Origin of the sequence: Allomuricauda sp. MMSF_3307 (assembly GCF_030733585.1) — a bacterium.
Taxonomy (GTDB): Bacteria; Bacteroidota; Bacteroidia; order Flavobacteriales; family Flavobacteriaceae; genus Flagellimonas.
In genome coordinates this window covers 35082-47881 of record NZ_JASHIQ010000001.1, presented here as the reverse complement: position 1 = coordinate 47881, position 12800 = coordinate 35082, and the positions used below count along the sequence as shown (strand labels likewise).

The following is a 12800-nucleotide window of genomic DNA, read 5'->3' as shown; positions in this document are numbered from 1 at the left end:
TAATGGCTAGGAATGAAACTGGTTAGGGAAAGTCATTCGAAATCGAAGTGGGAATCGGTTGTGTGCAAAACAAAAAAAAGCTCCTTGAAATTTCAAGGAGCTTCCTAGTAGCGGGGACTGGACTCGAACCAGCGACCTTCGGGTTATGAGCTTCATAAAACACCAACCAATAAACGCCTAAATATTTGAAAATAAATTGATTACATTTTCTTAAATGTTAAATAAAACCAAATGAATCTATTTAAAATCAACTTATTCTGTACCTATTCTGTACCCCTTTTTTTGTTTAAAGTTGTACTTTTATTAAGGATTAAAATGGAGAATTATGGCCAGCATTAAGATTGTTCGACGGAAAAATAAGGAAAGAAAGGATGGTTCAGCACCACTTGCATTGCGGATAAGTGATAATTATAGAACAAGCTACCGATTTTTGGGCCAGTACATTCTTGAAAAAGATTGGGATAAGACATTTAGCAGGGTCAAAAGATCACACCCCAATCATAAAAAGTTGAATAACTTTTTGATGAAAAAATTGATTGAGGCCAACGATATTTATTTTGATTTGAAAGAAGAAAGCCTAACTCCAAAACAGGCTAAGCAAAAGTTGAAGGGAGTAGAGGGGGTAAAACCATTTTTTGCGCTAGCGGCTGAACGTATAAAGGATAAATATGATAGGGGAACCATATCTGTTGCCAAGGCCGAGATGTCAATTCTTTTTAATATTGATGAATTTTTACACCTTAAACGTTCGTTGAATAAGGATGAGATCAAAGAGGGCATAAAAAGCCGAAGGAAGAAACGTATCAGTGCTGGACGCAAATCGAAAACCGACTTTTATGATTCGGTGAATTATTTCAAAAACAGGTCATCACTTAGATTTATAGACATTAATGAGCGTTTTATTGAAAAGTTCAAGGATTTTTGCGCTATTTATCTGGAACATAAAGAACGAACCATAACCAATCAACTTATCTTTATCCGTACGTTGTTCAATGTGGCTATCAAAGACGGGATTGTTCCATCCAAATATTACCCCTTTGCAGGTGATAAGGAAAAAATAAGGATTGGTTCAGGGCATAAAATCGGTCTTACAATCGAAGAAGTTCAAAGCATTGAGCAATTAGAGTTGGACTATGGAACTTCTATTTGGCATACCCGGAACTTATGGTTAACGGCTTTCTATTTTGCTGGCATACGTATTTCGGATATTGTACAGATAAAGTGGAGCGATTTCAAAGACAATCGTCTCTTCTATGTAATGAACAAAAACTCTAAACCGGTGAGCTTAAAAATCCCTGATAAAGCACAGGTCATTTTGGATTTATATGCGAATGACAAAGAGCTAAATAATGGCTATATTTTTCCCTTTCTAAAGGATGTAAATCCCAAGGACATGAAAGATGTTTTTGTAAAAACAAGAAACGCTACAAAACTATGTAATAAATATCTCAGACGAATCGCTGAGCTCTGTAATATAGATAAACCTCTTTCCAATCATATTGCACGGCATAGTTTTGGGAATATTGCGGGTGACAAGATTCATCCCTTAATGCTACAAAAACTCTATCGCCATAGCGATTTAAAAACTACTTTGAACTATCAAGCAAATTTTATCCATATGGAGGCGGACGAAGCTTTGGACAGTGTGATTAATTTTTAGTATTCATGCTAAAGTTGGGAGCCTGATTCTCTACCACTTTTTGCCGTTGGGAGAAAATGGGCTTTTTACATAGTGCGATTAGATTGATGATGAACTACAGGAAAAAACAAAATCACAGGCCTAAAATTTAATGATTTGATGACAGATTGATCTTAGCCCAGTTTTTATAAGAGATTAAGCTGTCATCACTTTGTCATCATTCTGTCATCAAATCATCAAAAATTCGTTGGAAACGGAACGCAGAGCGAAAGAAAAAAATAAATCAAACGATAAAGCACCCCAAGCGACAGGTGTACGGCTATTTGTCCCGACCGCTCTTTGGGGGAAGCCTATGGGAAATGGAATTAACGAAGAAAGAAGAATAATACCTACCTAGTTACCCAAAACAGGATAAAGCCAATGGTCATGGGGCAAAACCTTAGGTAGGATATATAATTTCCATCTTACCTAATGGTTACCTAACCTACCTAAAGGGTAAGATAGGTAAGTTGAAAAAGCATTTAACCTAGCTTGAAAACCCTTGTCATCATTAGGTTAGGTAAGAAGGTAGGAGAAATAACAAAACTTGAGACATATACCATGGACTGTGAAAAAGCCGGCAATTTTTGCATCATTTTTTTTGACTTTAGTAATAAAATTAAAACAGGTTTAGAAAAACACACACACGAGTTATTCCAAAGTTCTCTTATAAATAATCTCCCTGATCAAATATCCCACCAGTGATTATTTCATCAATTACTTTTGCCTTCCAAACAGTTCCTAATTGAGCCTCAAACTCCGTTTCTCCTTTAATTCTACCGGAATATATTCCCACAAAACCTTGTATCCTACCAATAATAGTGCTGTTCATCACCTGTCCACCAATTGCTCCATGAATACCAGTCCTTCTATAAATTACCGGTGAGCCTGACATTCCTTCTCTAGTGGCAGTATCAATTAAAAACTTAGGTAAACTATCTAAATCGAAATCTGGTTCGGAGGCAACACTTCCTCTCTTCCAAATTGGAAAGTAGCCACCTCCATTAAGGTAATTAGGAAACCCTAAAACAAAAATATCGTCCGCAACCTCTACCTTATATTTATCAAAGCTAACGTTATTTATGTGTGAAAAACGTCCAGAAAAGTCATTATTTATATCCAATTCGAAAGCGACAACATCAACTTTTTCTTTATACACAGGATGAATGAGCCAATCAGGCTTACCGTTCTTGTACAAATCCATTTTAACTCCAAGCCATTCAAGAATTGGAAGCTTCATATTATTCAATAGGACAATTCCCATTTGATCGGGTCTTCCGCCATGATTTCCAATCTGCTTACTCGTATTAGGGTTAATACCTGTAACGTTATGCCAGTTTGTGATCAAGTACATCTTATTATTCAGCTCGTAAACAAAGGCTGTTGCTTTTCCTAAACTTTGATTCGTTTCTTTAAAAAAATAGTTGTATCGGAATCGACGTATAAGATAGCGGGTCTTCTTTTATTTTTACTACACGCTTATTATTTGACATTTTAAAATATTGATGACAATTCTATTATTGAATACTTCATCTTTTTTTGAACTTTGCCCTCAATAATTATATCAAAACATCGATTTGATTGAGAATAGGGTTGTAGAGGTCAACATCGTTTCTTGGTGATTCCATTGATAATATTAGACTATATCGCACGTCATTATTATAACGCATCAATTTTTTTCGTGTGCGCCACCATCCGTTTACTGGAAAAATTGCGATGACATTTCTCGTGGCAAGGTCGGCAGCAGTACCAATCCAAATATCTTTATGAATAGAGCCTTTATCTCGTACCCTATTCCCAATTATCCAGTTTTCACCAGAATAAGTGCCATTTTCATCTTCGCTACGTGCTTCCCTATTGACCCTTTCACGGAAATGTTCAATACTTTCACCCGAATCAATCATTTTTAGCCTGAGACCGTGTGATTGGTAATAGTAGGATTTACTATATTGTTTGTTGCCAGGATTAGGTTCAATAAAATAGCACAAGGTTGCGGTAAGCGTTACTTCACTATCAAACATAGCTGTTAAAACCTCGGTTGGCCACGGAAGATTATGCAAGTGCATATCATTTGTTTTTACCGTACTTCCATCAAGAAGAAAAGGTCTTAATGACTGTTGTGAAATTAGAGTTAGCGAATTATTGGCGCTGCGAATTGCCTTTTCAAAATTTGGAACGCCATATCCAAAGGTCCTCAGCAGATTACGTTGCTCTACATTATTGAGGTCTTGGATATTTCTGTTGTCTAGCATTTCTGATGTCCAATCTGCAGAATGCACTAGCAGTCCTTTAATTGTTTCAGGCCAAAGGGTAGGGTATTGCGAAGTCAATATTGCAGCATATCGTGATGCTAGAGCCGTTGCACCACTTGTGTCGCCAAAACTATGAAGCGGTTCGGTTCTGAAATTTTTTCCAATTGAAAGTAAACGCAGAGAATCTGGGTCTATAATACCACCATTATGAATACCATAATTACCACCTTCCATAACCAATTCAGGTTTTAGAGGCCATCCATTATCCCACATTACGGAAGTACTATTGCTTGGGGACATTCCTCCAGCTTGCACTAAAGGCGTCGCACCTCTAAATTGTGCCTGGTCAATAATTGTTTTTTGTGTATACGAACCAACCGATAGAGCATTGAATGCCTGAGCGGGATCGTGAATGGATTCTTCAAAATTTAGTGTGGGATATTCTGAGGGATAATGTATTTCAGTATTGCCGCCAGATACACAGAAAAGCATCTTGTCGTTAGAAGTTCCTTGTTCACCAAAAGCTATTTTGTCCACAGAACTAGACCACGATGAAGGCTTACCTTTATCACGTCCATCCGTAGCTGTTACCGCCATTGTAATCACCCGTTTGTTTGTTGGGTTTAAAATTGTGGCTCTTGCAACAGCTTCTTCTGTAACAGCACCATATAAATCCGGATGATGTGGATTATTTGGATGAATCAATTTTACAGATTCCAGACGGTGGAATATTTCAATATTGGAAGTTCCCTGTAGTAAATCTGTTAAGTCGCCATATAAAGCTGTGCCCGCCATTGGTGTTCCGTGACCGTGTCTATCATTATCGGCATTACCCCATTCCGGTTTCACCGTATCCATATTTTCTTCGGGAAGAAAATCTTGCAGTAATGGATGTCCGCGATTCACACCCGTATCCAGCAAGCAGACGACAACGGAATCATCGGTTGTTCTATTAATTGTACGACCTCTAAGGTCTTCTACCCAATCGTTTGCGTCATCGCCATCCAGACCTGTGAAGTAATCTGCAATTTCTTTGGGCTTCCTTAATTCGGCAAGTTTGTCTGAATATAAAATTGTTGTAGATAATTCTTTTGCTGTGCATCTAACCAATCTCACAATATGTTCAGGGAACAGTAATCTTCGTTCTGCAATTTCGATATCATTGTCTACTAGCATATTGATCACATCTTGGTCTTCAATGGAGTCGCTCTCAACATCGTCTCGTCGAAGCCAAACTTCCCACCAAACATTCTCATCTTGGTCTGGAAACTCAACGTCATCTTCTTGCCAAAAGCTTTTTAGGGTAGCTCTTTGAATTTCGGCAATGTTATTGAGCAGTTTTGTGTTCCTGGGATTACCAGAATCGCTATCTTTCTCAGGGTCAAGGTAAGATTCAATTTTCCTAAGAAATTTTGAAATACCATTCGTGTTTAAATAAACACAGGCCCTATATCTCTCGTGCTCTACACCATCAACAGTATATTTTTCCAACTTAGAAGAAACGAATCTGTGGTCGCCTCTTCTACCATCTTCAAAGCTATCGAAGGCAAGTAAACAATCCTCTTCAGAAATAAATTCTAAATAAACCAAATCAGCATCACTTCCTTGTCTAAAAGATGCTATAGCAGTGCTTAGTTGATTTCGTAAAGCGTTTCCGTGGATATTTCTATTGCGACCAGTTGGGACAACTCGGTCTCGACCTGTATTAGGACTAGTATAAGACTCGGTAGTTACATACCCAGAAAGAATTATGTGTTCTAAATTTCTAGGCATTTAATTATTAAAACTGTGTCTTTTTGTTTTTAATGAATTTGAAAAGTGTAGCTGATGAGACTTTATTGGAATTTTGCACAATCATTTCTTTAATTGCATCCTTGCAAGCATTAGAAATATCGGCAAAGCTCAGGCCGACGGCTTCCTTCGCAATGGAATTAGTGGTCTTGCCCTTAGATAGCTCGTATTCTTTTAGCTGAACTTGTAGAAGTTTAGCAATTTCTTTTTCCTTGGGAAGTGGGTATTGTATAATGTCATCAAAACGTCTAAACAATGCTTTATCCAAGGATTCCGGGATATTAGTTGCAGCTATTAATAAACTATTTGATTCATCTTTTTCAATATTCATCAAAAAGCTATTCAGCACCCTTTTTATTTCCCCAACATCATTACCGTAACTTCTATTAGAACCAATGGAATCAAACTCATCAAATAGGTAAACTGCGCGATGTTGATACATAGAATCAAATATCAATTTCAATTTGGCAATTGATTCACCCATATAACGGCTAATTAATCCATCCAATCGAATAATGAATAATGGAATTTCTAAATCGCCAGCAATGGCTTTGGCCGTCATAGTTTTTCCGCAACCAGGTGGGCCTACCAGCATTAACTTTCTTCGAGGCTCAAGATTGTGCTGTAAAAGTTGGTCAAATTTTTTCTGTTCAGATAATATTCTTTCAATCGCTTCTGCAACTAGTGGTGTCAAAACCATATCCTTGGTTTTGATATGAGGCCGATAAACTTCAAGTAAATCCTTTAGTTCTTTTTGGGCTTCATTTACGGGAAGTATTCTTGTTTTTGAGACTGAATCTACACTTCGTTTAGTCTTAATTTTTTCAATTAGGACCTTCAGTTCTTCAGCAAGTTTGGTATGCCCTTTTTTTGCTTCGGCTGCGGCAATTTGCATTGCAGTGGTGTAAAAACGAGCATCGTCTTTGTCACCATAACTTTGTAATAATGCTTTTATTTTTTCTGCTGCTGCCAAATTATTTTTAACAAAAATAGTAAATCGGAACTGATTTTTTTGGAAAAACAACATCTAAGTTGCCATATCTGTCCAAATATTTGGATGCTGGCTAGCTTGATGTTATAGTTCAAATTTAAACAGATTTTCCTGATAGGTTATTCCTTTTGAGATATTAGTTTTAATTCAACATTCAATGGTTTATTTGAACTTTAGTTGCCGTCCCGTATATGAGCAGTAGCGGATTTAAACCACTAATCTGTCATTTTGCAATATACCTGATTAAACGCGAAAACGGTTCAAATATGCACTTAAACCGCTATTGCTTATAGCATCTATGTAAAAGCAGTCTGTCGAGTATCTTTAAGATTCACCAAAATCAAAAGATATGAAAACACAACAAACTGCCCCACCCAAGTTATTCATTGGCATCGACATACACAAGCGCAGTTGGAAGGTGCACTGTGCAACGGACCTGTCCTGTGGCAGGACCTTTTCCATGTCCCCTGACCCGGAAGGTCTAAGGGAGTATGTGGAGCGGCATTTTTCGGGCCATGAAGTCTCCACGGCCTACGAAGCGGGCTGCTGCGGTTACAGTGCGCACCGCAGTTTTGAGTCCTATGGCTGGCGGAGCTTGGTGGTGAACCCTGCGGATATATTCAGGAGGGGCAGGGAACGCCACACGAAGACCGACCGCATAGACGCCCAGTTGATAGCCAGGGAACTGAAGGACGGCAGGTTGGAAGGCATCTGCGTGCCCGATAAATGCAGGGAGCAGTTGCGGAGCCTGTTCCGCAGAAGGAACGACCTTGTCAAGGACCTGCGCCAGATCAAGAGCTACATCAAGATGCAGCTGTTGTATTACGGGGTGGTTGTTCCCGAGGAGTTCGACAATGACCATTGGAGCCATGGGTTCCGCAATTGGCTTGACGATCTTTCGTTCGAATATGAATCGGGAAATGAGGTGTTGGAGAGTCGAATGCGCAGTTTTCGTTTCATCGACCAGGAGTTCAGGGACGTGTCCACCTTGCTCAGGCGGCACACCAAGGCACACTATAAAAAGGATTACATGCTATTGCGCAGCATACCGGGGATAGGTCCCATCGTGGCCAGTGGTATCCTGAGCGAGCTTGGGGACCTTCGCAGGTTCAACAACATCAAGCAACTGGCGGGCTATGTGGGGCTTGCCCCGGGCATTTACCAAAGTGGCGACACCATAAGACACACGGGGGTAAGTATGCGTGCCCACCGATTGATACGCAGTTATTTTATAGAGGCCTCCTGGCAGGCGATAAGGACGGACCCGGTGATGCAGGGATACTATCGCAACCATCAGGGCAAGAACGTGAAATCGGTGATCGTCAAAGTGGCCCGTAAACTTTTGAGCCGTACGTTGGCGGTCATAAAAACAGGAATCCCCTATGAGATAGGGGTTATAGCATAATAATACCATAACAAAGCTCACAATGGAAGTAGAGAAGTTTGGATTACAGAACAATGTAGGTGACCTTGCCCATGGCAGGGATCACATCGGTTAGCAAGTGACCAAACTTATTATAGCTTATGATCATACAGATGCTGGTGAACACAAAAATAAGTGTATCACATATAGGATGCCGAGCAAGTTATATTAAAAGAAAAAAGGTGGTTTAAGGCAAAAAGAAAATATTGTTTAACTTTAGAGAACTGGACTATGGCTTTTCATAGGATACAATGTTGTGCCTAGTGTTTTTATTTATTGCCTTAAGTGCAAAAGATAATGGTTTTTGTATTTTTGCTTTGCAATGAAACTTTAGTAGACATATCTGACCAAGGATATTTTTCCTTTAAATATCGATTACCAATCGAGCTGGATTTCTTTTGAGCTCAAGTCTTGGTCGCTATTCATATTCATTTAATGTTTTAATCTGCAGAACTCAATTGAAAAATGTGACCTGCACAATTTCAAATAATTATGTCTATTAAAGATTTAATAAAGCAGACTGATAAGCCCAGTCTCTATAAAAAAGGCAATGTATTCATGTGGGATGACCCACATATTTCAAAACAATTATTAGATGTTCACTTGAACAAGGATATTGACCTTGCAAGTCGTAAAGAGACTACTATAAATTCGACAGTAAATTGGATAATACAACAATGCCCAAAACGGGGCTTGACTATACTTGACCTTGGTTGTGGTCCAGGATTATATTGTAATATTCTTCACGATAATGGTCATTCAGTGACAGGTATTGATATATCAGGTAGCTCAATTGATTATGCGAAGAAAAAGTCAAATGAAAGTTCAAAGGCTATTGAGTATATAAATGCTGACTACTTGAATGTTGACTTAGAGCAGAAAAAATACGACTTAGTAATTATGATATATACCGACTTTGGAGTATTGTCGCCTGATGAACAAAAGAGTCTTTTGATTAAGGTGTACAATTCATTAAAACCAGGTGGAAAATTTATTTTTGATGTTCTAAATGATACGGACCTTGAATCCAAACTGACTCCTACAAATTGGGAGGTAGCTGAAAGTGGCTTTTGGTCTAATAAACCATACTTGGTTTTATCAAAAAGCTTTTTGTATAAAGAACAAAAGACGATTCTTTATCAGCATAATGTCATAAAAGAAGGTGATAAGTTAAATACATATCGTTTTTGGACTCAGCATTTTTCTGAAGATGATATTATCTGCCTTTTGGATGGTACTGGTTTCAAGTTGCTTAACACTGAAAGAAATATTTTGCCTGAATCTGATTTCTGGGGTGGAAAGTATGTTGACTTTTATACTCTAATGAAATAGATTTAAAACAATGAAGATAGCTCGGATTCGTCACTTAGATGGATTCGAGCTTTTTTTGAATTTATTTCTAAGTTTGATATGACATTAAGCACAACGTGGAAATATAGATCATATTATCTATATTCCATTAATGTTTGGGACTAAGTTAAGATAAATTTCAAGTGCAATAAGCGGCGGATACTTGGAATGAAATCGTTAAAATTAGTCAAACAATAACCAACAGGTCAATTTTCCAGACCACAATAGTATCACCGTCGCTAACTTATTTAAATGTTTGCTCATACCCTTTCTTTCTTCCTTAGCACTTGATACTTTGCCCCAAGGTACTGATCCGCGCATACCCAAAAACCATAACCTAAAAGTTTAAATCAACGGTAGAATGTAAACTATTTGTTTAATATGGGGGAAATGAACTATTACAAACCAGTGGACTCGTTTTACTCTAAAAGTTCAATAAAACGGTACCTTAAAAATACTGGTCTTGAAATGGAAATCTGAATAAGGGCGAATGGAACGAAGTGAAGTGCTGCAAGCCCCAAATCTTACAAAAACTAATACTACTGAGCGAGGAAGAATACCTCTATTTGTCCAGAAGCTTTTCCAAATAAGCAACCTTCTCTTTTTCTGCTTGAAGAAGACGCTCATAAAGTTTTTTGTTTTCTTCATAGGCTTCAACAAGTTTGTCAATTGCATTGAAAGTAGGCATATAATTAAAAAAGGCTGCATTGTCATTATTGGTCACTGTATTGCCAATAATATTGAAAACAGCTTCTTCTGAGAAATTCTCAATACCTTCTTTAGTTACTCCCAGGGCCTTTGCAACCTGCTCCAACTTGGCATCATCTACCTTCTCACTGTTCTCAATATTGGAAACAGCCTGTTGGCTAATGCCCAATTCTTCGGCCAGGGTCTCCTGCTTCATTCCACGAAGTTCCCTAATCCTACTGATCTTTCTGCCTATATGATTGTTCTTGGTCTTTGTCTCCATATCTCAAATATAGGGTGTTTCCCACAATTATCCGATTGTAAAATACAAAACAGTTTGAATAAAATACAAGTGTCTATGGTGGGCTACATGGAAATGTGGCCTTAATATGGTCAATGATTCTCGAACCCTTAAAATCACATTCTCATGACACATAGTACAAACATACCGGAAAACTTTGAAAAAGCGGAAGAGCTGTCCGAACTGCTCGACAGCACCCTGAACATCATAACCATTGACAGGGCCTTTCTATCGAAGAAGCAAATTGAGGGAAACATCGAATACTATTTCCTTACCCTTTTTGTGGATGTCAACAATGACCCACTTCCCAATGAGATCCGTTCACTAGTTGCAAAGAAAGGAAAGAAGCATCCTGAGTTCAGGATAAGGGTCTACACGGAGAACCAATCCGAAATAGGCCTTGAAAGGGGTTCGCTCTATTTCTTGGAACATTGCTGCCTCGGTAAAACCGTCTTCGCCCATCCGGAGGGGGAGAACATCATGGACTATTCAACAATGGCATACGAGACCCTCATGAAGAGGGCTACTCGGTATCATAAATCGGAATTGGCAAAAGTAAATGCCTTTGCCAATTCTGCGAACATCTTGATCAAGGAAGGGGACTACGCCATTGCCACTTTCAACATACACCAGGCCTTTGAACTTTCGTTTCGGTTCATCGAACAGATGTGCATAGGAAGGAGCATGGTGACCCACAGTATCATCAGCCATATCAACTATTGCAAACAGTTCTTTCCCACTCTGCAACCCTTTATCGAGTCCTCTGAGTTAAAAAGTAATGAACTGTTGCTCATGTTGGAGCATGCCTATAGCGTTGCCCGATATGGCAATGAGTTTGAGATCACAAAGGTGCAGACCAAGACCATACAATCAAAGATGAAGGAATTCATCCAAGAGGTTGAATCCATTTTCTATAGGCACCTAGACCAGTGTAAAGGGCATATCGAAAGAATCGAAAAGGATTTTGAGAAAGCATCCACAAAAGAAAACAAGAGTGTTACAAACAATGATGAATCATCCCTATTAGGACAATTAAAAGAATTGGAAAAAGAGCATTTCTTTTCCCTTAAGCCCTATATTCCTGAAAAGGGGCTGTACAGTATCGATCTGATAACCGAGGGATATGGAGAAACTTCATTTATAATCTCCGACCTTATTAAGGTCTGTATCACTGCCTTGGAAAACGAAAATTTCTCGACACGTTCCGTTCCCCAACCTCACAGCAATATTAGCGGGGTTCTCGGATATATACTTGATCTGATACCCCATGATGAAATGGCTTTCTTGGACAAAGTCAGAAAACTGCTTTCCGAACAAAAGACAACCACAACCCCATAAATCCATTCACATGAAATCAAAGAAACAAAGGTTAAAGACCTTGGAAGAGATACAACAACTCAGGAACAACCTATCTGGACTATTGGGAAACAAAAAGGCCATCGACCCCAAGGGAAACTATGCTACTTTCGAGGTCAGGGACAACAACCATCTTTTGACACAGATCATCAGTCTTTTAGAGGTTTGTGTGTTTGCGCTTGATGGGGAGGGAATGATGTTGTTTCCCGCCAACCAAAATACATCAAAAGAGGATAGTGTGATCCAAGTATTGGAACTGGTATTGAGCATCCTTCCGGGCAGCCAATTGTACTTCATGGATAAGCTGGACGAAAAGCTATCGAAACTTGAAAACAAAAGATAAATCCATGAACCAAATGAAGAAAAGCTCCAAAAGGATTTAAGATTCCACGCTAACGACCATTCCCCTACCTTGGTTCCCCATCCATGGTTCAAGGGCAAGTTCCAACCCAGATTCTTTTACCTTGACGGTCACGCCGATCTATTGTTGGCCGTTCGCGCATTGATATACCTTTCCATGAGGGCAATTAATCCAGAGTTAGGCTCGGACGATGTCATGGAAAGGAACGAAGAGGAATTCATTCATCAGGCCATGACCATAGCCAACCGATTGATGCCGGTTGGGGAAGAAGCTTTGATGGACCATTTGAACCTATTTTATCGAGAAGAAAAAAAGGCCAAAGAAAGGGGTTGACACGAGAATTACAAAAGCAATAATATCTCCAACTAAGCAGCTCGATTTCAGTTTTTTCCGTTAAAAATTTCTTGATTTTACTGGGCTGAGCGTGTTTTTCCGTTAAAAAAAGTTAGAATCCAAAAATATCAAAAGGACGAAGGAAAAATTAGAAATCCACACCCATCCCTCATATCAACCTTCCATTTTTTCACCAAAAAATCGTTGATTTTATTGGGCTGAGAGCATTTTTTCACCAAAAACGGGAGATTGAGTATTAAAATAAATTACACCTAAA

10 protein-coding genes are annotated in these 12800 nt (G+C 38.8%); 6 read left to right on the top strand and 4 right to left on the bottom strand.

The features are described from left to right. The first annotated feature begins 325 nt into the window (after positions 1–325). Complete coding sequence (locus RBB12_RS00195; protein ID WP_306012321.1) at positions 326–1660, top strand: tyrosine-type recombinase/integrase; 1335 nt, start codon at positions 326–328, stop codon at positions 1658–1660. Positions 1661–2345: 685 nt separating this feature from the next. Here RBB12_RS00195 and RBB12_RS00190 read toward each other — a convergent pair. From RBB12_RS00190 to RBB12_RS00180, 3 genes are all read right to left on the bottom strand, one after another. After that, positions 2346–3026, bottom strand: a complete 681-nt coding sequence (locus RBB12_RS00190) for a hypothetical protein (RefSeq protein WP_306012320.1) — start codon at positions 3024–3026, stop codon at positions 2346–2348. A 211-nt stretch (positions 3027–3237) separates the two neighbouring features. Further along, entirely contained in the window at positions 3238–5703 is a 2466-nt protein-coding gene (locus RBB12_RS00185) for a S8 family peptidase (RefSeq protein ID WP_306012319.1), read from the bottom strand. A gap of 7 nt (positions 5704–5710) precedes the next feature. Next, positions 5711–6694, bottom strand: a complete 984-nt coding sequence (locus RBB12_RS00180) for an AAA family ATPase (protein WP_306012318.1) — start codon at positions 6692–6694, stop codon at positions 5711–5713. Positions 6695–7061: 367 nt separating this feature from the next. Between RBB12_RS00180 and RBB12_RS00175 the strand changes: the two genes are divergently transcribed. Both RBB12_RS00175 and RBB12_RS00170 read left to right on the top strand, forming a co-directional pair. After that, on the top strand, positions 7062–8117 hold the full coding sequence (locus RBB12_RS00175) for an IS110 family transposase (protein WP_306012317.1): 1056 nt from the start codon (positions 7062–7064) through the stop codon (positions 8115–8117). A 510-nt stretch (positions 8118–8627) separates the two neighbouring features. Then, positions 8628–9467 (top strand): bifunctional 2-polyprenyl-6-hydroxyphenol methylase/3-demethylubiquinol 3-O-methyltransferase UbiG, encoded by an 840-nt coding sequence (locus tag RBB12_RS00170; RefSeq protein ID WP_306012316.1) that lies wholly within the window; start codon positions 8628–8630, stop codon positions 9465–9467. 580 nt (positions 9468–10047) lie between these two features. On the opposite strand, the gene RBB12_RS00165 is transcribed toward RBB12_RS00170, so the two are convergent. Beyond that, entirely contained in the window at positions 10048–10455 is a 408-nt protein-coding gene (locus RBB12_RS00165; RefSeq protein WP_306012315.1) for a helix-turn-helix domain-containing protein, read from the bottom strand. A 144-nt stretch (positions 10456–10599) separates the two neighbouring features. Between RBB12_RS00165 and RBB12_RS00160 the strand changes: the two genes are divergently transcribed. From RBB12_RS00160 to RBB12_RS00150, 3 genes are all read left to right on the top strand, one after another. Next, a complete protein-coding gene (locus tag RBB12_RS00160; RefSeq protein WP_306012314.1) occupies positions 10600–11811 on the top strand; it encodes a HEPN domain-containing protein in 1212 nt (403 codons plus the stop codon). A gap of 10 nt (positions 11812–11821) precedes the next feature. Then, positions 11822–12172 carry a hypothetical protein gene (locus RBB12_RS00155; RefSeq protein ID WP_306012313.1) on the top strand — a complete coding sequence of 117 codons (351 nt, stop codon included), beginning with the start codon at positions 11822–11824 and terminating at the stop codon, positions 12170–12172. A 69-nt stretch (positions 12173–12241) separates the two neighbouring features. Then, the gene (locus RBB12_RS00150; RefSeq protein ID WP_306012312.1) at positions 12242–12523 is read left to right on the top strand and encodes a hypothetical protein; all 282 of its coding nucleotides are present in this window, start codon (positions 12242–12244) and stop codon (positions 12521–12523) included. Positions 12524–12800: the final 277 nt, after the last annotated feature.

Coding starts and splice junctions, on each gene's coding strand:
- RBB12_RS00195 (WP_306012321.1), top strand. CDS start 326: ATGGCCAGCATTAAGATTGTTCGACGGAAAAATAAGGAAAGAAAGGAT.
- RBB12_RS00185 (WP_306012319.1), bottom strand. CDS start 5,703: ATGCCTAGAAATTTAGAACACATAATTCTTTCTGGGTATGTAACTACC.
- RBB12_RS00175 (WP_306012317.1), top strand. CDS start 7,062: ATGAAAACACAACAAACTGCCCCACCCAAGTTATTCATTGGCATCGAC.
- RBB12_RS00170 (WP_306012316.1), top strand. CDS start 8,628: ATGTCTATTAAAGATTTAATAAAGCAGACTGATAAGCCCAGTCTCTAT.
- RBB12_RS00165 (WP_306012315.1), bottom strand. CDS start 10,455: ATGGAGACAAAGACCAAGAACAATCATATAGGCAGAAAGATCAGTAGG.
- RBB12_RS00160 (WP_306012314.1), top strand. CDS start 10,600: ATGACACATAGTACAAACATACCGGAAAACTTTGAAAAAGCGGAAGAG.
- RBB12_RS00155 (WP_306012313.1), top strand. CDS start 11,822: ATGAAATCAAAGAAACAAAGGTTAAAGACCTTGGAAGAGATACAACAA.